Genomic DNA, 18,998 nt, shown 5'->3' with positions numbered 1-18,998 from the left:
GCGAAAGGTCGGCTGGCGGGGCGGGGAAGTGAGTTGCAGCAGAGCCGGCGCGTTGAGTGGTGTTCGCGCCTGGCAGTGGAGGATACGGTGATGCGATCAGCATGGATGGTTCTGACATTGGCTCTGGGACAGGCCTTGCTCGGGCAAACCACGCGTCCGGCCGAGCAGCCGGCGGACGTGGTGCTGGCACCCGTGGTGCCCAGCGAGCGCCCGGACGCGGCGCTGGCCGCCAATAGCGACAGGCCGGCCGCTGAGGGCCCCGGGCCGGCGGCCCCGCGACCGATTCCCGCTCGTCCCAGGATCACCTCGGCCTTGGCCTCGACCACCCGGCCGGCGGCGGATCGCCCCGGCCTCAAATCGTCGCCGTTCCCCACTTCGGTGACTGCCCTGCTTCCGCCGTCCACCCAACCGGCGACCGCGGCCAAGGCTGGCTTGCCGAGCACGCAACCTTCCGTGGCGGACTTGGCCAGGCTGCAGAAGGTGGCCGAGACCAAGCTCCAGAGCCCGCCGGGCATCCAGACTCCAGCCGCGATGGTGTCGAGCATCGGGAAGCTCTCCGGCAATCCGGTGGAGATCGAGGTGACCTCCGACGGAACCCTGGTGATGACCGGCGAAGAGAACGACCTGGCGATTCTGGAGGCGTTCATCAACCTGATGGATCAGCAGCCGCTGTTTAAGCCGGAGTTCAAGATCTTCAAGTTGAAGTCGGGCGACGCCGCCGAGCTGGCCACGAAGATCGAGCAGTTGTGGAACAACGTCAAGAAACCGACCAGCGGACAGCTTCGTCCCGAGGACCGGCTGGCGATCATTCCTGAGCCGCGTGCTAACCTGCTGATGATCGCTGCGACCGAGGCGAACATGGAGTTGATCACGACGATTGTGGAAGGGATCGATCAGCCGTCGTTGAGTGGGACGGTCAAGTTCGAGCCGGTCCAGTTGAAATACATCAAGGCGGGCGAGGCCGAGCAGAAGCTGAAGGACATCTTGAAGAGTCTGGCTCAGCGTAAGAAGCAGAGCGCGGACCTGTTTACCATTCTGGCGGATGCCCGCACAAACATGCTGCTCATCTCGGCACCCGCGGACGATCTTGAGCAGATCAAGCACCTGATCAGCCTGATGGACGTCGAGCCGACCGCGGAGAGCGGGGCAGTGGTCAAGGTGGGGATCTACCCGTTGGAGAAGGCTGTCGCCAAGGATCTGGCCGACGCCTTGACCAAGATGCTGGAGCGCGACAGCGACGACGCGAAGGCGATCAAGGAGCAGATCCGCCGGCTGCAGGTGGTTCGCAAGGGTCCGGACGGGAGTGACAAGCAGTTGAGCGATTTGGATCTGGACAAGCCGATCAAGATCTTCGGCGAGGTCGGGACGAACTCGATCATCGTGGCGACCACGGAGAAGAACCTGGGACCGATGGGCGAGATCATCCATCTGTTGGACGCGGCGCCGATCGCGGATGCGATGGTGGTCAAGGTGATCCCGCTGGAGCACGCCGACGCCGACGCCCTAATGGCTTCGTTGAAGGCCATTTTCGAGGAAGGCAAACGCCTGCCGGAACAGCCGGGCAAGACCGTGGCCGGACGTATGCCGCCCGACGTGATCGGGCAGTCGCTGGCCTACAACATCGGTTTTTCGGCGGACAAGCGGACCAACACCCTGGTGGTGTCCGGTCGGCCGGAGCAGATCCTGCTTGTTCAGCAGATCGTCAAGTCGGTTGACATTGAACAGACGGTAGGGCAATACACGCCCAAGCTGGTAACCCTGGCCCACGCGGACGTCAAGATTGTCGCGGAAGGTGTGCAGAAGCTGATCGACCAGCAGCAGAAGGTGGCGGAGAAGACCTTGAGCCCCACGGCGGCCGAGCGCGAGCGCAGCCTGATCATTCCGGACACCCGGACCAACAGCCTGATCATCGTTGCCAAGGAAGACAAGTTCGAGGAGCTGTCCAAGCTGGTCAGGGATCTGGACGAGATCAAGGACACCTGGCTGGGTGCCATCCAGATCATCACCCTGGACAATCTGGCGGCCACGGACATGGCCGAGAAGATCAAGGAGATCTGGGACGGCCGGGCGGAAGCGCGGCGGCAGGGCGGCTTGAAGGAGGACAAGCCGGTCATCGTGAGCGATACGCGGAGCAACGCGCTGGTGGTGGCCAGTACACCGGACGATTTTGCGGCGATCCAGGATCTGGTTCAGAAGCTGGAGGCCCAGAAGGTCTCGCCGATGGCGGATATTCGGTCGATCACCCTGGTGAACAACGATGTCACCAAGGTGGCGGAAATCGTTCGCAAGCTGTTCACCGAGCGTCTGAAGCAGAGCCTGGCCAAGGGCCAGGAGGAGCAGCCGTCGGACCGGATCACGGTGATCGAGGATGCCCTGAGCCGGACGATGCTGGTGGCGTCGTCGAAGAGCACCTTCGAGGAAGTGAAGAAGCTGGTCGCCCAGCTCGACGTACCCCCCTCGGCGGACGGTGTGTTCCGGACCTTCCCCGTCCGCAACGCGGACATCAGCAAAGCGGCCAAGCTGGTCACCGATTTGTTCGACAAGGGGCTGTACATCGGTTCGGGCGACAAGAAGGACCTGCCCGAGTCGGCGACCAAGGTGACGGTCGTGCCCGACGTGCGGAGCAGTTCGCTGGTTGTGAGTGCCAGCCCGCAGAACCTCGCGATCGTCGAAAGCCTGCTGAAGGAGATCGACCGGGAAGACATCGCCAACATGCCCGCGGACGCGAAGTTCTTCAAGGTCAAATACGCCGACGTGGTGAGCCTGGCTGATACGCTGCAGCAGATGTTCAAGGGCATGCAGGCAGGCATGGGCTCGGATCAGAAAGACCAGCTCGAGGTCACGATCATCCCGGATACGCGGAGCAAGGCCCTGATCGTGACCGGGGCCCGCTTCGCGATCAAGCGGGCGGAGGAGTTGGTGCCCAAGCTGGACGTGGAGACCACGGACGCGGCGTACACCTTCAAGGTCTACACCCTGAAGGAAGCCGCGGCCAGCAAGCTCGAGCCGGTGATGACCGAGATGTTCCAGAAGCGCTCGGCCCAGGGCGAGTCGAGCAAGCGGACGCCGATCAACATCATCGCCGACGACCAGTCGAACAGCCTGGTGATCACTGCCTCGATGGACGATCATCAGATGGCCCAGCACCTGATCTCGCTGCTGGACCGCAAGTCGACGATCGCTGAGCAGATGGAGATCTTCCCCCTGGCCGACGCGAAGGCAAAGACGATCAGCGAGACGCTGACCAAGCTGATCGAGCAGCAGCAGGGCAAGAACAAGGGCGGATTTGCCGTGACGCCGGAGGAGCGGACCAACGCCCTGATCGTGTGGGCGAATCCGGCGTTGATGGAGAATGTGCGGACGATCATCGGCAAGCTGGACAACACCCGGGTCAAGACGGAGATGGGCCTGCGGGTCTTCCGGCTGAGGAACGCGAAGGCGGAGGACCTCTCCAAACAGCTCGACGATTTCTTCCAGAAGGCGGGTTCGAGCACCGGCAAGCAGAGCGACGACGCCAAGCAGATGATCATCAAGTTCCTCGGCATTGACCCGAAGACTGGCGAGGAGCGGATGCGCAGCCTGGTGTACCAGGATGTGACCATCACCCCGGACAAGAACACGAACTCGTTGATGGTTCTGGCCCCCGAAGAGCATATCGAGATGCTGCGGACCCTGGTAGAGATGCTGGACAGCGTCGAGCCTCAGACTGCGGATCTGATGGTGTTCCCGCTGCGCAACTCGGACGCAAAGGAAATCCAGAACCTGCTGGAAGACCTGTTCAAGAGCAAGAGCGGTTCGTCGGATGGTTCGACGCCTCTGCTGGTCTCAGGGGGGACTGTTGCGGAAGGCGGGGCCGGCGCCGCCGTGGAGTTGACGTTCTCGGTCGATGAGCGGACGAATTCGCTGATCGCCGCGGGCAGTCCAGCCTACTTGCGGATTGTGGAGAACCTGGTCTACAAGCTCGATTACCAGGAGGTCGAGGAGCGGGTGCAGCGGGTGATCCAGCTCCGCAACCGGACGTCGGAGGATGTGGCCGCGGCGATGAAGGCGTTCTTCGACGAGGAGAAGCAAGCGATGGAGGCCGCCCAGAAGGGGGAGGCCGCGTCCCGGCAGCTCATGCGCCAGGTGACCATCCAGGAAGGCGGCAAGGGCTCGAACACGCTGGTGGTGAGCTACAACCCGCGCATGGAATCACAGGTGGTCGCCATGGTCAATGAGCTGGATCGGGCCCCGGCTCAGGTGATGATCCAGGTGTTGATGGCCGAGGTCACGATCAACGACAATTTCGAGCTAGGCATGGAGTTCGCGTTGCAGGACCTGGTCTTCAGCGAGAATAAGTACGCCGGTCCCAACGGGGTCATCCAGGGGGAAGGCTTCGACAAGATCCTCGGGACAAGCGTGGGGGCGTTGGGGCAGAGCGGCGGGACGGGCATTTCCTTCACGGTGACGGGCGAAGATTTTGACTTCCTGTTTCATGCCCTGCAGGCGGAAGGCCAGCTTGAGGTGCTCAGCCGCCCATCGATCATGGTGCAGGACAATCAGGACGCGGAGATCACCATTGGCCAGCGCGTTCCCACGGTCCAGGACGTGGTGGTGTCGTCCTCCGGTGTCGTCACGCCGAGCGTGACCTACGAGAAGGTGGGTGTCATCCTGAAGGTGACGCCGATCGTCAACGCGGATGGGTACGTCAACCTGGAGGTGAGCCCCGAGGTTTCGCAGATCGGGCAATCCCCGGTGACGATCTCGACGGGCGTGTCGCTGCCGACGTTCGACGAGCGGTCGGCGAAGACGACCGTGACGGTGAAGGATGGAGAGACGGTCATCATCGGCGGCCTGATCACCAGCAACGAGACCAAGAGCGAAAGCAAGGTACCGCTGGTCGGTGACATACCGGGCATTGGCAACCTGTTCCGGGCTTCGACCCGCAAGACGAGCAGAACGGAACTGATCATCATGCTCACGCCGCATGTGATTCGTACCCCGGAAGAGGCCCGGACCTTGTCATTGGAGATGCGCGATCAGACCGGACTGAACGACAACATTCGCCGCAGCCCGCTGATGCAGGGTTTGCAGGTCAAGCCCGATGCCGATCAGTTCGGTCCGGTGGATGTCCTGCGCCCGACCGGCGAGCAGAAGAAGCGCTCCGACGAGCCGGTGGATCAGCTCGGTCCGGAAGTCGATCAGTACGGCCCGCCGGTGTCGGCGATCCAGACGAAGCCCGAGCGTCCGACGCTCACCGTCCGGGTGAAATGACGAAGGGAGTTGCTGTGAGAAACACGGCTTGGACATGGCGATGGAGTCTCGTGCCGGTCGGATGGCTCTTGATCGGGGGCTGCACCGATCTGAAATTGCGGGAGGAGTCGGCGAAGGAAACGCGCGGGCCGGTCAAAGCGACGGCGTCGGAGACCGAACGGCTACCTGTGGACCCGACCATCGTCCGGGTGGCGGCATACTATGACCCGTTCAATCCCTGGATGTGGGATGAAAGCCGCTCGCGGGTCGTGGGGATCGTGGTCAGCCGGTTGTACCTGGGTGGAGGTCCCAACGGCCTGGGGGTGTTCGGCGACGGGGTCATCCGGCCGCGGGTCTTCGTGCTGGACAACAGCACCACGAATCCCAAGCCGCCGAGACTGGTGAAGGAATGGTCCTTCGATGTGGAGCAGGCGATACCGTTCCGATCGACGAAGCGCACGGCCCAGGGATGGGGGTATGGTCTTCCGTTGAAGTTCGACGAGGGGACCAACCTGGCGGGCACGGAAATCCGCATCATCGTGACCTTCGAGCGTCGTGACGGAATGGTGCTCCAGTCCGGCAAAAAGGACTTCCGGGTACCCGGCACACCGGCAAAACCGGCAATGACGCCTTCGGTTCCTCGGTAGCGAAAGGACGCGATCGTGCTGCGCCCGCTTCGCATGGTCCTGCCCGTGGCGATTATCCTCCTGGGCACGGTCCTGGCCATCTCGATTGTCGTAGGGCCGGAACGGTTGCCGGTCGTCTCACGCTGGGTCAAACCGCCGACGGATCCGGCGCCGGTCAGTCTCCGCGAGACATTCGATCTGCTTCGCCGGTGGCATCGCCAGGGTTCGTACGCCCGTCTCCGCCCTTACATCGAGCCCGAATCGCGTGAGACGGTCATCGATCTGCTGATCGTGATCGAGGAACTCCGGGCGGCGAACGCCGCGGCCCTGGAGGCCGGCCAGGCCAGTTGCCCGGTCTTTGACTGGAATCCCTTGCGCCGACTGAACCTGCTCGGAGCCATGGAGCTGTTCTCCGGAGAGCTGTCGGTTACCGACGTCACGGAGAGTGGAGCGACAGGCACGGTCACGGCGATGATCGGATCAACGCCGGCGGTGTCCCTGTCGTTCAGAAGAGTGGATCATCGCTGGGTCTACGTGCCGGGTAAGACCATGGTAGAGGCGATTCCCATTCTGCGGGAACTAGCCCAGGCCCTCGCTCGGGCTGTGGCCGTCTTCCGGTCACGCCCGCACACCCGGGAGGAGATTGAAGCGGAGTACCGGTTTCGCATCGATCCGAAGTTGCAGCAGTTGAAGACCGTCGTCCCGGGCCCGTTTGTCGGGGAGAAGTGAGAAGACGGCCCGAGGCCCCGGGTAAACGCTCGCATGGCCCGCCGCCGCCCTCACTCCCGGGCGGCGTTGGACTCCTCCAGCCACGCCATCTGAATCGCTTCGAGCCTGGCCTCGTTCGACAGTTTGACGTCGTCCGCGAATCCTTCGAGTTCACAAACCCACTGGCGCAGTTCGGTAAACCGGACCGTGAGTGGATCGACGTCCGGCCACTTCTCGTGCAGCAGGATGGCGATGTCTTCGGTATCAGTCCATTTGAGTGACATACGGGGCTCCAGCGTAGCGGTCCGCATTCGGCGGGTGGCATTCAGCCGCCGTCTTCTCTCCCTGTCCACCGCACGATCGATCCGGCACCACGACTCGGCCCTGGGCCTCACGAGTCATTCTTCATCGCCCTGGGTTTTGCGGCACGCCTTCCCGGGAGAGGTTGCGATTCCAGTCTGGGATTTCGACGACGACATCGCCGCTTCCGTTGGGGACGCATTGGCAGCCGAGGCGCGAGTGGGGAGTGAGCCCGTAGGCCTCGTCGAGCTGGTCTTCCTCTTCATCGGTGGTCTCGCCGCAGCGGTCGAGGCCCTGGCGGACGATAACATGACAGGTGGAGCAGGCGCAAACCCCGCCGCAAGCGTGGTCCAGATCGATGCCATGTTCCATGGCGATGTCCAGGATGCTGCCCGGCCGGCCGTGATCACCGTACGGCAGGGCCCGGCAATCCACCTCGACGGTCTTGTTCATCGGGAGGAAGGTCACCCGATACTTGCGTGTCGGCAGCCGGACGTCGGCTTCGGCGGTGTGAGGATTCTGGCCGCCCATGTCATTGCATCTCCTTGTTGAGGGTCTCCTGCAGGGTCGCGGTGATGGCGAGTTCCGCGAGCCGGACGGTGTTGCGATCGAACGCGATGAGGGCGTTGTGCAGGGCGTCGGCGTCGGTGAGGGTCTCGGCCTTGCCGCGGAGATCGCGGATGGCCTGTTCGATCGCGGCTCGCTCGCCGGGTCCGAGGCGATCACCCACGTGAGCGAGCATCTGTTCGGTCTTGTCGGTGTCGAAGGTGATCTGGTTGCGCAGATCGATCAACCGGTGGGCGGTCATGTCCTCACGAGCGTGGGCGTAGGATTCCAGCTCCATGCGCTTGACCTCGTCCGGGGTCAGCCCGTGGGTGGGAACGATCTGGATGCCGGCCTCCTGGCCGCTGCGTTCCTCTCGGGCGGAGACGTTGAGGATGCCGTTCTCATCGATGAGGAAGGTGACCAGGATCTTGGGAATCCCCGCGGGCATCGGGGGCACGCCGCGGAGTTCGAACATCCCGAGGGAGCGGCAGTCGCGAGCCAGCTCGCGCTCGCCCTGAAGGACGTTGATCTTGACGTTGGTTTGGCCGTCCGCGAAGGTGCTGAACCGCTCGGTGGCTTGGCAAGGAATACGCGTGTTGCGGAGAATGAGCTTGCCCATGGCTCCGCCGAGCGTCTCGATGCCGAGCGACAGCGGCACGACATCGAGCAGCAGGGCGTCGCGGCGCGTGCCGGCGAGGATACCGGCCTGGACCGCGGCCCCCAGGGCGACCACTTCGTCGGGATTGAGGGCGGTGTAGGGTTTACGTCCGAAGACCTCCTCGACCCGGCTCCGCACCAGCGGGATGCGGGTGCTGCCGCCAACGAGGACAACCTGGCTGATCTGGGAAGGCTCGACCCTGGCGTCAGCCAGAGCATGACGGCAGGATTCGATGGTCCGCTCGATCCAGGGGGCGAGCATGACCTCGAGCTCGCCGCGGGTGATTGTTCTCTTGTAGACGCGGTTCGATCCGAGGTCGATCTCGAAGGACGCGGAGGGCTCATTGCTGAGGCGGATCTTGACGTTCTCGGCGAGACCGCGGAGTGCCTGGCGGGTTGCCGGTGAGTGAATATCCAGGCCGAACTGCTGCTTGACCTCGCGTTCGACGAGATGGATGATCTGCCGGTCAAAGTCGTCGCCGCCAAGCCGGGTGTTGCCGTGGGTGCTGAGCACCTCGAAGACACCTTCGACCAGTCGGAGAATGGAGATATCGAACGTCCCGCCGCCAAGATCGTACACTGCGATGGTTGACTCCTCGTTGTCCGCGTCGTGATGGGCGGAATGGGGGCATCCGCAATCGGAGGTCGAACACTGCCCGGACAGCTTGAGGAGCGGCCGGGTCTCGGTTTCCTGGCCGTCGATCTGCCCCCGGGCGCCGAGGCCGTATGCGAGTGCGGCCGCGGTGGGTTCGTTGACGATTCGCAGGACCTCAAGGCCGGCGATGCGCCCGGCGTCGCGCGTGGCCTGGCGCTGCCCGTCATCGAAGTAGGCGGGCACGGTGATGACCGCTTTGCGGACGGTCCGGCCCAACTGGGTCTCGGCGCGACGCTTGAGATCGCGCAGAATCACGGCACTGATCTCCGGGGGGGTGAGCAGGCGGTCGTCGATCCGAACCGCGGGGATGTCGCGCCCAGTCTCGGAGGACGCTCGCTTGACGACCGCGTAGGGCAGCTGAGCCAGTTCGCCGTCATGTTCAAGTTCGTCGAAGCCGCGGCCCATGAGCCGCTTGATCGAGAAGACGGTGGAGGTAGGATTCTCGATGGCGTGGTTCCTGGCCTCCCAGCCGACAGTGACCTTGCCATTCTGGCCGAAGGTTAGGCATGACGGCACGCGGCTCTCGCCGGTGGCGTCGCGGAGCACCCGCGGGCCGGACTCGTCGCAGACGGCTACCAGCGAATGGGTCGTGCCCAGATCGATGCCGATCACGATGTCCGTGGTGTCGCCCATGGCTTACCCCCGCCGCCCGGCCACGCCCGTGGGCGGGATCTGTTCCAGGATATTGTTCCAGTACTTCACGGTGTTCAACTGCTCGCGGAGGCGGATCCGGTTCTGCGGGTCGCCGGTTTCGAGCCCGCGGGCGAGTTCCGCGATGCGCGCGAGGGTGGCTTCCCTGCGACCGAGCAGCTGCTGCTGGATGGCCTGCAGAGTGGCCGTATCGTCTGACGCCCTGGCGTCCTCAATCTCCTCGCGAAACTCCAGCACCTGGACGAGCAACTCCTGGGGAACGGTCTTGTTCTCAAAAGACCTCGGACCGCCGGCCAGCGAGAGCAGGTACTCCGCCCTGGCCACCGGGTCGCGGAGCGTGTCGTAGGCCCGGTTGAGCTCGGCGCTGAGGTTGAGGGACTGACTGCGCTGATGGCCGGCTTCGCCCGAAGCCAGGTCGGGGTGAATGACCCGGCTGAGGCAAAGGTACTTGTGGTGCAGCACCTTGGGGTCGATGTCGTATTCCCGGTTGATGCTGAACAGCTCGAAGGAATCGAAGCTGTCGGCCGGCAGCTGGCTCAGTGCTCCGCAGGTCGAGCAGGCGATGGGAGAATCCATGGGATTCTCGCATTCCGTGCAGCGGAGAGGTGGTGTCGAGGCTGGTTCGCTCATAATGGACGTTCTCCAGGTGTTGGTGGTCCTCCGGCGACCTGTCGCAATTCGCCGCGGGTACGGAAGGCGCTCACGGGCCGAGGGTCGCGCCACCGTTGCCGAGCGCCGGTCACGCCGAGAAGCTGCTGCCGCATCCGCAGGTGTGAGTGGCATTGGGGTTGTTGAAGACGAACCCGCGGCCGGTCAATTCATCACGGAAATCGAGAGTCACGCCGTTCAGATAGAGGTAGCTCTTGGGGTCGACGACGCATTTGATGCCGTTAACCTCGAACTCCTCGTCGAGATCGCCCTTCACTTCGGTCAGGTCAAGGGAGTAGCTGAAACCGCTGCATCCGCCGCCCTTGACGCCGAGGCGAAGGTAGGTCTTGTCAGCGGGCAGGTTCTGCTGCTCGAGGATGGTCTTGATTTCCCGCGCCGCTCGTTCGGTGAGCTCTAAGGCCATGACTGCTGGGTCTCCTGTTAGGGTGTCGTGTCCGTCACTCGAAAACGATTACTTCGCCCCCGCCGGTTGCTGACCGGTGGACGTCTGGGCCGGCTGGCTTCCGGCGACCATACCGTTTTTTCGCTGCACGTCGGCGATCGCGGCCCGGATGGCGTCTTCGGCCAAGACGCTGCAGTGGATCTTCACCGGCGGGAGGGCCAGCTCGCGGACGATGTCGGTGTTCTTGATCTGCAGAGCCTCATCGAGAGTCTTTCCCTTGACCCATTCGGTGGCCAGCGAACTGCTGGCGATGGCACTTCCGCACCCGAAGGTCTTGAACTTGGCGTCCACGATGCGATGGTTTTCGTCGATCTTGATCTGCAGCTTCATGACGTCGCCGCACTCGGGGGCTCCGACTACGCCGGTTCCCACGCGAGCATCGCCGCGATCCAACGAGCCGATGTTCCGGGGGTTACTGTAGTGGTCCAGGATCTTCTCGCTGTACGCCATGGCAACTACTCCTTTCGGCAAGCCGGCTTGCCGTCATTGTTGGTCACTTCAGGCAACTGTCAAGGCGGGGATGGAGCTCAATGGTGAGCCCATTCCACGCTCCGCGGGTCGATGCCCTCCGCGACCATTTCGGCCAGCGGACTCATTTCCCGCAGGCGGCGAACCGTACTGACCACCTGGCTCGCAGCCTGCTCGATTTCGTCGGCGGTGTTGAACCGCCCGAGGCTGAAACGGATCGAGCTGTGGGCCAGGTCATCGCCGACGCCCAGGGCCTTGAGAACGTAACTGGGTTCGAGCGAGGCGCTGGTACACGCCGAGCCGCTGCTCACCGCGATGTTGCTGAAGCCCATCATCAGGGACTCGCCCTCGACGTAGGAGAAACTCACGTTGAGCGTGCCCGGGAGCGAGTGGACAGGATCACCGTTGCGATAGATCTCGTTGAGCTGTGTGCTGAGGCTGGTCCAGAGACGGTCACGCAGAGATGCAAGCCTGACACTCTCTGCGGCCATCTCGTCCTTGGCGATAGCTGCGGCCGCGCCGAATCCGACAATGCCGGGGACATTGAGGGTGCCAGATCGCATGCCGCGTTCGTGCCCGCCGCCGTGCAGAACGGGCTCACATCGGACTCGGGGTGCGCGTCGTCGGACGTAGAGACAACCGATCCCCTTGGGCCCGTAGACCTTGTGAGCGGAAGCGCTCAACAGGTCGATGCCCATGGCTTCGACGTCGATGGGCACCTTGCCAAACGCCTGTGTGGCGTCAGTGTGGAAGAGGATACCTTTCTCCTTGCACAGCGCCCCGATTTCGGGAATCGGCTGGATGGTGCCGATCTCGTTGTTGCCGAACATGATCGAGATCAACACGGTGTCGGGGCGGATGGTGGCCTTGAGCTCGTCGATGTGGATCCGGCCGCTCTTGGGGACGCCCAGGACGGTGACCTGCCAGCCTTCCTGCTCCAGGTACTTGCAGGGATCCAGCACGGCCTTGTGTTCGGTGGTCTGGGTGATGATGTGCCTGCCCTTGTCCCGGTACATCCGGGCCGTGCCCTTGACTGCAATGTTGTTGCTCTCAGTGGCCCCGCTGGTCCAGACGATCTCCTTGGCGCTCGCCCCAATGACCGAGGCGACCTGCTCACGAGCCTTGTCGACCGCTTCCTCGGCCTCCCAGCCAAAGGGATGGTTGCGGCTCGCGGCATTGCCGAACTTCTCTCGGAAATAGGGAAGCATGGCCTCCAGGACTCTGGGGTCGACCGGGGTCGTGGCGTTGTTATCGAGGTAGATGGGCGACTTCATGCTTGGATACTCCTTCGCTGGTTGCCTCCGAAAAGCCCGCGGCGGCCGTTTCGTGACCGCCGGCCAGATTGGCGACGCCGTCACGCCATACCGCCTTTTCAACGATGTCGGCCAGCGTGACCTCCTGAAGGAACGCTACCAGCTTGTGGTGGACGCGATGGACCTGGCCCCGGACGGGACACACCTGCTTCAGGCAGCAGTCCTCGACTGGAGGGCGGGGGCCGTCACCGTTGTCGTGGGAATCGTCCTTGCCGCCCACCTCAAGATGCTGGTCGCCCGAAGCCGAGGCCTCGCGGCAAGAGTTGGCGGGCGATGGGCTCGTGCTCCTGTCGTGAGCATGGGCGTGATCGTACACCATTTTCTCCAGACAGTGGGTCAGGGCAACGGGTCCGTCGACGGCCACAATGATATCGTGGAGGGTGACATCCTTCGGCGCCTTGGCAAGCTGGTAGCCGCCCCGCGGGCCGCGAATCGAGCGCGTAATACCGTGTTGGTTGAGGACCTTGAGGATGTTCATCAGCAGGGGCATGGGCATGCCATAGTGGGTTGCAATCTCCCGAGCGCTGCAGTAGTTGCCCTGGCCGCGGGCAATGTGAGCCAGGGAGATCAACGCGTAGTCTGTTTTCCGGGTGAAGGACAGCATGGCAAAGCCACTCTCACTTTCCGCCGGAGGCCGACCCGTTGCCTCTTTCCCACAGCTGGCGACCACCGGAAGCTGATCCAGCTCAGGATGTCGGCTAAATATAGCACCTGTGGGGTACGATTTCAAGGGAGAATAGGACTTATTGGATACGATTTCCTTTCGGGGCCCGGCGGTCGATCGTCGCATGAACTTAATATCATGATTAATATGATATTATGGTTAATCGCGGATTGCCTTGGCTTCGGGGTCGCTGATCTCTGAGGCGGTCTCGGCTGGCCAGGGACCTGAACGGCAGACTCGTCAGGCGTGCCCGGTGGGTTGTCCGGATCCAGGCAAGCCGGCACGCTCAAGTAGCGGGTAGAGAGAACGTTGTCCAGGAGTGCGATCGGTCGGCCTTTGGACTGGAGACCGCGGATTGGGAGGATGCTCCGGCGGCCCGGAGCTGACGTGGCACAGGAAGCCTTCGATACCCTGTGCCGCGCATAGGACAATGATCATGGTCAACGTGGCGGCCGTGGATGGGTCGGTCTCACCGCGGTTCCGTGGCCGGAGTCGGCTCTTTTGCGGAGGGCGGTTTTGACTCCGTGGCTACGGCCGAGCGAATGGTCTCGGCCAGGAAGTCGGGTTATGCTGCTGGTTTGTGTCATCGGTGGGATCTAGTTCGCGGCGGCCTTTTTGTAGTCGTTGCCGGGGTCGCGGGTCGCATCGACCGAGCGGAAGTCGCGCACGATACAGGATTGGGGGGAGACGGTCATGCGGGACTCAGCCAAGACCAAGGAGGAGCTGATCGAGGAGTTGCGAAGCCCGCGCGCTCGCGTCGCGGAGCTTGAACAGGTGCGGTTTCAGGACAACTGGCGGTTGCGTGAAGCCGCGCTTGCGGTGTTGGGTGAAGTCTATAGGCCGTCCGAGGTGCTGGTGGAGGAGGCCTGCCGGATCATGATGGACGAGGGGCTCTACCATCATGTCCGCGTGCTGGCCGCCGAAGCGTTGGCCGCGATGCACCAGGCTGCGCAGCCAAATTGGAGAGCAAATGCAGGAGCTGCTGGACTCGCAGCAGCCGCCAGTGCTGCACCAGGCCGTCCGTCGTATCATGCCGACGATGCGGTAGTACAAAGGAATTGTGAGACCCAGTGCATGAAGTGGGGCTTGATTGAGCCCGGAGACAAGTTGATCCTGTGAGGTTGAGTCATGATTATTGGTGTTCCCAAGGAAATACTGGAAGAAGAGAAACGCGTGGCAGCACTGCCCGAGACGGTGAAGAAGTACGCTGCGATGGGCTTTGAGGTCCTGGTGGAGACTTCGGCGGGCAAAGGTGTATTCAGGGCGGACTCGGAATACGCAGCGGCCGGAGCGAAGATCGTCCCGGACGCCAAGACGCTGTTTGACCGGGCGGACGTTGTTCTGAAGGTCAAGCAACCGCACTTCAACAAGGCAGCCGGCAAGAACGAGGCAGAGATGCTTCGTCCCGGCACGATCCTGATCACGTTTCTGCATCCCGCCGCGCCGCCCAATCACGACATGATCAAGACGTTGCGGGATCGGAACGTCACCGCCTTCACCATGGATGGGATTCCCCGGATTTCGCGTGCTCAGACCATGGATGCGCTTACCTCAATGAGCACGGTGACCGGCTATCGCTCCGTGCTGATCGCGGCGGGTCATTTTCCGCGGTTTATCCCGATGATTGGAACGGCGATCGGGGTCATTCAGCCCGCCCAGGTCCTGGTGATCGGGGCCGGGGTAGTCGGTTTGCAGGCGATCGCCGCCGCGAAGCGACTGGGAGGGGTGGTCAAGGCGTTCGATATCCGCCCGGAAGCCCGGCGTGAGGCTGGCAGCCTGAAAGGAACGCAGGTGGTTGGTTTCGAGGTTCCGGAGGAGCTAGCTCTGGGCGAGGGCGGCTACGCCAAAGCCCTGCCGACGGAGTGGCTGGATCGCGAGCGAGCCGCGTTACGGACCATTGTTCCGCAGGTGGACATCATCATCCTGAGCGCGCTGATTCCGGGCGAGGTGGCTCCGGTGCTGATCACTGAAGAGATGGTGCGGAGCATGCGGCCGGGCTCGGTCATTGTGGATGTCTCGATCGACCAGGGGGGCAATTGCGCGGTGACTCTCCCCGGCCGCGAGACCGTCGTGCACGATGTGTTCGTCTGCGGGACTGCGAACATTCCCGGTTCGATGGCTGTCGACGCCTCCTGGCTATACGCCCACAACATGCTTCACTACGTCGAGAACCTGTTCAAGGACGGCCCTAGGCGGCTGAACATGGATGACGAGATCGTGCGGCACTCGCTGGTGACCAAGGAAGGCAAGATCCTGCATCAGGGGGCACTCAAGGCAATGAAGCAGACTGGAGCGATCGGCTGAGGCCGGGAGGTATAGCCCATGGCTGACATTGGACTGATGTTGGTCGTCTTTCTTCTAGCTTTCGTGACAGGTTACCTTCTCATCCTGCGTGTTCCGCAGATGCTGCACACGCCGCTCATGTCGATGACGAACGCCATCTCGGCGGTGACCATCCTGGCCGCCCTGCTGCTGTTCGCATCGGAGACGACCGCGGTCGAGAAGCTGTTCGGCGCCGCCGCGCTCGCGACCGCTGCGTTCAACGTGGTTGGGGGCTTCATTATCACGGACCGGATGCTGGGCTTGTTCAAGAAGAAGTGACGCGGGCAGTGTGCCTGAATGACCGTGTTTGCATGCTCGGCGAGGCAGGAATGCCAAACGAAACCGACGGCATGCTGGCAGTGGAAACCATGTCGCATTTGCTGATCGATATCGGTGTCATCCTGGTCTTGATTCTGGGGATCTCGCAGTTTCGCACGCCGCGAGGAGCCCGGCTGGGCAACCTGGCCGCTGCCTTCGCGATGCTCTGCGCGATGGGCCTGGTGCTCTATCGGCATAGCATCGCGGAGATCCCTCTGGTTGTGGCCGGCGCCGGAGCGGGTGCCGTCGTCGGCTGGCTGGTTGCCGCCCGAGTCAACATGGTCGGGATTCCGGCGATGGTGGCGTTCCAGCACGGCGCGGGGGGAGTTGCGGCATTGCTGGTGTCGGCCGTCGAACTCACGCGGTTGACCGGCCACGTTCTGTCTCCGATCGAGAAGGTCGCCGCTGTTCTCGGCTTGATCATCGGGGCCGCAACATTCAGCGGCAGCATGATTGCCAGCGGGAAGCTCGCGAACAAGCTCCGGCAGACGCCGACCCTCCTGCCACAGCATAACCTGGTTCTCGCCACTATTGTCGCACTCGTGCTGGTGCTGGCCGTGACCGCGGGACTGGCTGGCAACCGCGCCACCCTGATTGGGGGCGTGGCCCTGCTGGCCGTGGCGGCCATCTCGCTGGGGATCGTGTTCTCCATCCGCATCGGCGGTGCGGACATGCCGGTGTTGATCTCTTTCCTGAATGCGACTGCGGGGCTTGCGGCCGCCCTCTGCGGTGTCGTGATCGGGAATCGTCTGTTGATTGCCTGCGGCGCGACGGTGGCGGCGTCTGGTTCGATTCTCACCCATGTTATGTGCCGGGCCATGAATCGGAGACTGGCCACGGTCCTTACGGGGATCATGCCTTCTGCACCGGTGTTACCCCCTCCTCCGGTCGGAGCGATGCCGGGAGCATCCTCAGACTCGTCAACGAGGAACGACGGCACGACACCTCCTTCGTTGCCGGCGATGGCGAAGAGTGAGGCGGGCAAGGAGGGTGCGTCCCCAGTGGGCCATGCCGACCCGGTTGCCGTGATCGTGGAGGTCATGAAACAGGCCCAACGGGTGATCATCATTCCCGGCTACGGGATGGCCCTTGCGGACGCCCAGGGCGAGGTTGTCCAACTCGCGGAAGCCCTGGTCCGGATGGGCAAGGAGGTCCGGTTTGCGATCCATCCGGTCGCCGGGCGAATGCCGGGGCATATGCACGTGTTGCTGGCGGAGGCGGAAGTGGACTACGGCATGATCCGCGAGCTGAACGACATCAACGCCGATTTTGCCGAGACCGATCTAGCCCTGGTCGTAGGCGCCTGCGATGTTGTGAATCCGGTGGCGATCCAGGCAACGGGTACGCCCATTTCAGGAATGCCGATTCTGCGAGCCCACGAGGCCCGGCGGATCGGGGTGTGCAACCTGGACGAGAAGCCCGGCTACTCTGGCGTGCCGAATCCGCTCTACCGAGACCCGAAGACGATCATGCTGCTAGGCGATGCGAAGGAGAGCGTCGGGCGCCTGCTTGAGCGTCTGACCTGAAGCAGTGACCGGCGGCATCCGCCTTCCGGCGTCAGACACGGGTGAGCACCATGCGCATTTCGTCAAACTCGAGCGCAACGCGATTGCTGCCCTCGAACGTGCACTTGCCTGTCTTGGTTTCTCGATCCAAGGAAATGGTGACCTGGCCGTCGGCATAGCTGAAGGTTCCCTGGCGGACATGGCCTTCGGACGTTGGGCCGCCGGACAAGGACATGCTTACCGTCCCGCCTTCGGCGAAGGTGAGCGTCATCTGCATGCCCTCGGGCATGGGCATCACTTGACCCTTCTGGACCATTTCGGAGACGTGCCAGGAGCCCAACAGCGTCGGTTCTCTTATGACTTCTTTCTTCGGTTCAGGAGCTGCCTCCGCAACCGGTGTGGTCTGGGTGGCCACGAGCTTCTTCTCCGGCGGAGGGGGAGGTGGAGGCTGCTCTACTACGACGGGCGTGGGTGCGTCGGACACGGTCTGCGGCGCGGTAGTCTCCTTGACGACTTTTTTGGCAGGGGGGTGATAGACCGGTATCTCCGGCGGCGATGACCGAGTGCATCCGATCAGGCCACAGCAGAGGACCAGGGGCCACCAACCCGTTCGCCGCCAGAGTGATCGCATCTGGTTTACTCCATGCGTTCGGCCCGGCCCGCCGGAGCGCGCTCTGGCCGAACGCCGCGCCTCATTGCCGCCTGACCAGGGCCCTAGCGTCACGTCGTGTCTGCCGGACCTCCCTTGAACACAACCTCCCAGATGGAGAATCGTCCTGCTCGTTCCTGGCCCAGGAGAAGGAGCCGGCGCGATGAAGGTACGTAGCGGGAGGGGATCCACGAACCGCTGAAGAGCGAGGTGCTGACGCCGGTGGTCGTGTTGACGACGAAAACGGCCTCCGGGGTTGCAAGGGCAATGGTCTGCTCGTCGATCCAGCAGGCGGCGATACTGCCCGACCGGTGCCGCCGCACCAGCCGCTGGGCGGCGTGCAGCACGGCGATGCGGTTTTGTCCTGTGTCAAAGAAGAGAACCGCCCCGCGATCGGGTGAAAGCGGCGAGGCGATCCCCGCCCAGGTCTGAAGCAGCAGTGGACGGCCGGACAGGCCGCATTTCGGAATCAGGTCGGTGATGCCGTCTGTGTCGCAAGTCGCCCAGTGCAGGTACTTGGTATTGGCTCGTGCACAGAGCACGCGCCCGGTTTTTTCTGACGTAACGGGGAATAGACAATCGCTGCCTGGGGGAGAGAGGGCCACCGGAGCTGCATCGAGCGTCTGGCGGTACACGCGGAAGGGCCCCTTGGCCCGCTCGCCCGAGCAGAACAGCAGGGTCCGGTCGTCAACGTCGAATCGTGGAAGGCAATTGACCGTTCCGGGAAGGCCGAGGATCGTCGCTTTGCCGCTGGCCATGTCGATGTGCACGATATCGCAGTGGGGCGGGTTGCCCGCGGCGCATGCGACGGCCGCTCCGGAGCGTGACCAGGTGGGCGAGTGAGCCCAGCTGCACTTCGACAACTGCTGGCCGACTCCCGAGCCTTCCACCGGTCGTATCCAGATCGAGAGCGTTCTTCCGGGGGGTGTGTCTTGCGGATCGGTCGAGCCCAGCAGGGTCATCGGAGAAAGGGACTCGCAGTCGGTCCGCAGGTAAAGCATCTGCCGGCCGTCGGGCGAGACGACGGGGATTTGCAGGCCGACGTTTTCAACGGTGCCGATCTTGCGTGGTATATCGAACTCGCCGAAGAGCTGCCGCTGCCGGTCGGCCTGCGATTGCTGGTCCGGCTCAATCGTCGGGGCCGTACCGGCGGAGTGGCAACCGGTCATAGCGAGTCCCCCCAAGGCCCAGAGCCACAGGCAGGCGGTCCGGAGGGACGCCGATCGTCGGGAAGCGAGAACGCGGTGTTGCCGGGTGTATCTCGTGATCATGT

General features: G+C 63.2%; 17 protein-coding genes. 7 read left to right on the top strand and 10 right to left on the bottom strand.

Annotation, left to right across the window (positions count from 1 at the left end):
• Window positions 1-90: 90 nt before the first annotated feature.
• Genes KA354_09045 through KA354_09035 form a run of 3 tightly spaced genes read left to right on the top strand, consistent with a single transcriptional unit; the run spans window position 91 to window position 6,587 of the window.
• On the top strand, window positions 91-5,253 hold the full coding sequence (locus tag KA354_09045) for a hypothetical protein (GenBank protein MBP7934778.1): 5,163 nt from the start codon (window positions 91-93) through the stop codon (window positions 5,251-5,253).
• A 14-nt stretch (window positions 5,254-5,267) separates the two neighbouring features.
• Window positions 5,268-5,879, top strand: a complete 612-nt coding sequence (locus KA354_09040; protein ID MBP7934777.1) for a hypothetical protein — start codon at window positions 5,268-5,270, stop codon at window positions 5,877-5,879.
• Between the two features lie 15 nt (window positions 5,880-5,894).
• On the top strand, window positions 5,895-6,587 hold the full coding sequence (locus KA354_09035; protein ID MBP7934776.1) for a hypothetical protein: 693 nt from the start codon (window positions 5,895-5,897) through the stop codon (window positions 6,585-6,587).
• 50 nt (window positions 6,588-6,637) lie between these two features.
• Here the strand turns inward: KA354_09035 and iscX are convergent, their stop codons facing one another.
• The 8 genes from iscX to KA354_08995 form a co-directional block, all read right to left on the bottom strand.
• Window positions 6,638-6,850, bottom strand: a complete 213-nt coding sequence (iscX, locus tag KA354_09030; protein ID MBP7934775.1) for a Fe-S cluster assembly protein IscX — start codon at window positions 6,848-6,850, stop codon at window positions 6,638-6,640.
• 121 nt (window positions 6,851-6,971) lie between these two features.
• Entirely contained in the window at window positions 6,972-7,397 is a 426-nt protein-coding gene (locus KA354_09025; GenBank protein MBP7934774.1) for a 2Fe-2S iron-sulfur cluster binding domain-containing protein, read from the bottom strand.
• 1 nt (window position 7,398) lies between these two features.
• On the bottom strand, window positions 7,399-9,357 hold the full coding sequence (locus KA354_09020; protein MBP7934773.1) for an Hsp70 family protein: 1,959 nt from the start codon (window positions 9,355-9,357) through the stop codon (window positions 7,399-7,401).
• Window positions 9,358-9,360: 3 nt separating this feature from the next.
• Window positions 9,361-9,951 carry a Fe-S protein assembly co-chaperone HscB gene (gene hscB / locus KA354_09015; protein ID MBP7934772.1) on the bottom strand — a complete coding sequence of 197 codons (591 nt, stop codon included), beginning with the start codon at window positions 9,949-9,951 and terminating at the stop codon, window positions 9,361-9,363.
• Between the two features lie 163 nt (window positions 9,952-10,114).
• Complete coding sequence (locus KA354_09010; GenBank protein ID MBP7934771.1) at window positions 10,115-10,447, bottom strand: iron-sulfur cluster assembly accessory protein; 333 nt, start codon at window positions 10,445-10,447, stop codon at window positions 10,115-10,117.
• Between the two features lie 48 nt (window positions 10,448-10,495).
• Window positions 10,496-10,936: a Fe-S cluster assembly scaffold IscU gene (gene iscU / locus KA354_09005; protein ID MBP7934770.1), complete on the bottom strand. Its 441-nt coding sequence runs from the start codon at window positions 10,934-10,936 to the stop codon at window positions 10,496-10,498.
• Window positions 10,937-11,013: 77 nt separating this feature from the next.
• Window positions 11,014-12,228: an IscS subfamily cysteine desulfurase gene (locus tag KA354_09000; GenBank protein MBP7934769.1), complete on the bottom strand. Its 1,215-nt coding sequence runs from the start codon at window positions 12,226-12,228 to the stop codon at window positions 11,014-11,016.
• Complete coding sequence (locus KA354_08995; protein MBP7934768.1) at window positions 12,203-12,871, bottom strand: Rrf2 family transcriptional regulator; 669 nt, start codon at window positions 12,869-12,871, stop codon at window positions 12,203-12,205. The genes KA354_09000 and KA354_08995 overlap by 26 nt, the downstream gene beginning before the upstream one ends.
• A gap of 753 nt (window positions 12,872-13,624) precedes the next feature.
• Here KA354_08995 and KA354_08990 point away from each other — a divergent pair.
• From KA354_08990 to KA354_08975, 4 genes are read left to right on the top strand one after another with little or no spacing between them, the layout of a single operon-like run.
• Window positions 13,625-14,050, top strand: a complete 426-nt coding sequence (locus tag KA354_08990) for a hypothetical protein (GenBank protein ID MBP7934767.1) — start codon at window positions 13,625-13,627, stop codon at window positions 14,048-14,050.
• A gap of 9 nt (window positions 14,051-14,059) precedes the next feature.
• A complete protein-coding gene (locus tag KA354_08985; protein MBP7934766.1) occupies window positions 14,060-15,235 on the top strand; it encodes an NAD(P) transhydrogenase subunit alpha in 1,176 nt (391 codons plus the stop codon).
• An 18-nt stretch (window positions 15,236-15,253) separates the two neighbouring features.
• Window positions 15,254-15,532, top strand: a complete 279-nt coding sequence (locus KA354_08980) for an NAD(P) transhydrogenase subunit alpha (GenBank protein MBP7934765.1) — start codon at window positions 15,254-15,256, stop codon at window positions 15,530-15,532.
• Between the two features lie 50 nt (window positions 15,533-15,582).
• Window positions 15,583-17,097, top strand: coding sequence for an NAD(P)(+) transhydrogenase (Re/Si-specific) subunit beta (locus tag KA354_08975; GenBank protein ID MBP7934764.1), 1,515 nt, complete (start codon window positions 15,583-15,585; stop codon window positions 17,095-17,097).
• 31 nt (window positions 17,098-17,128) lie between these two features.
• Here KA354_08975 and KA354_08970 read toward each other — a convergent pair whose 3' ends face one another.
• Window positions 17,129-17,707 carry a lipocalin family protein gene (locus tag KA354_08970; GenBank protein MBP7934763.1) on the bottom strand — a complete coding sequence of 193 codons (579 nt, stop codon included), beginning with the start codon at window positions 17,705-17,707 and terminating at the stop codon, window positions 17,129-17,131.
• Window positions 17,708-17,796: 89 nt separating this feature from the next.
• Window positions 17,797-18,996: a hypothetical protein gene (locus tag KA354_08965; protein MBP7934762.1), complete on the bottom strand. Its 1,200-nt coding sequence runs from the start codon at window positions 18,994-18,996 to the stop codon at window positions 17,797-17,799.
• Window positions 18,997-18,998: the final 2 nt, after the last annotated feature.

This window comes from Phycisphaerae bacterium, from assembly GCA_018003015.1.
Taxonomy (GTDB): Bacteria; Planctomycetota; Phycisphaerae; order UBA1845; family PWPN01; genus JAGNEZ01.
The sequence above is the reverse complement of the archived record's forward strand: the minus strand, read 5'-3'. Positions and strand labels throughout refer to the sequence as shown.

Coding starts and splice junctions, on each gene's coding strand:
- KA354_08985 (MBP7934766.1), top strand. CDS start 14,060: ATGATTATTGGTGTTCCCAAGGAAATACTGGAAGAAGAGAAACGCGTG.
- KA354_08970 (MBP7934763.1), bottom strand. CDS start 17,707: ATGCGATCACTCTGGCGGCGAACGGGTTGGTGGCCCCTGGTCCTCTGC.
- KA354_08995 (MBP7934768.1), bottom strand. CDS start 12,871: ATGCTGTCCTTCACCCGGAAAACAGACTACGCGTTGATCTCCCTGGCT.
- KA354_09025 (MBP7934774.1), bottom strand. CDS start 7,397: ATGGGCGGCCAGAATCCTCACACCGCCGAAGCCGACGTCCGGCTGCCG.
- KA354_08965 (MBP7934762.1), bottom strand. CDS start 18,996: ATGATCACGAGATACACCCGGCAACACCGCGTTCTCGCTTCCCGACGA.
- KA354_08975 (MBP7934764.1), top strand. CDS start 15,583: ATGCCAAACGAAACCGACGGCATGCTGGCAGTGGAAACCATGTCGCAT.
- KA354_09045 (MBP7934778.1), top strand. CDS start 91: ATGCGATCAGCATGGATGGTTCTGACATTGGCTCTGGGACAGGCCTTG.
- hscB (MBP7934772.1), bottom strand. CDS start 9,951: ATGGATTCTCCCATCGCCTGCTCGACCTGCGGAGCACTGAGCCAGCTG.
- iscX (MBP7934775.1), bottom strand. CDS start 6,850: ATGTCACTCAAATGGACTGATACCGAAGACATCGCCATCCTGCTGCAC.
- KA354_08990 (MBP7934767.1), top strand. CDS start 13,625: ATGCGGGACTCAGCCAAGACCAAGGAGGAGCTGATCGAGGAGTTGCGA.
- iscU (MBP7934770.1), bottom strand. CDS start 10,936: ATGGCGTACAGCGAGAAGATCCTGGACCACTACAGTAACCCCCGGAAC.
- KA354_09010 (MBP7934771.1), bottom strand. CDS start 10,447: ATGGCCTTAGAGCTCACCGAACGAGCGGCGCGGGAAATCAAGACCATC.
- KA354_09000 (MBP7934769.1), bottom strand. CDS start 12,228: ATGAAGTCGCCCATCTACCTCGATAACAACGCCACGACCCCGGTCGAC.
- KA354_08980 (MBP7934765.1), top strand. CDS start 15,254: ATGGCTGACATTGGACTGATGTTGGTCGTCTTTCTTCTAGCTTTCGTG.
- KA354_09020 (MBP7934773.1), bottom strand. CDS start 9,357: ATGGGCGACACCACGGACATCGTGATCGGCATCGATCTGGGCACGACC.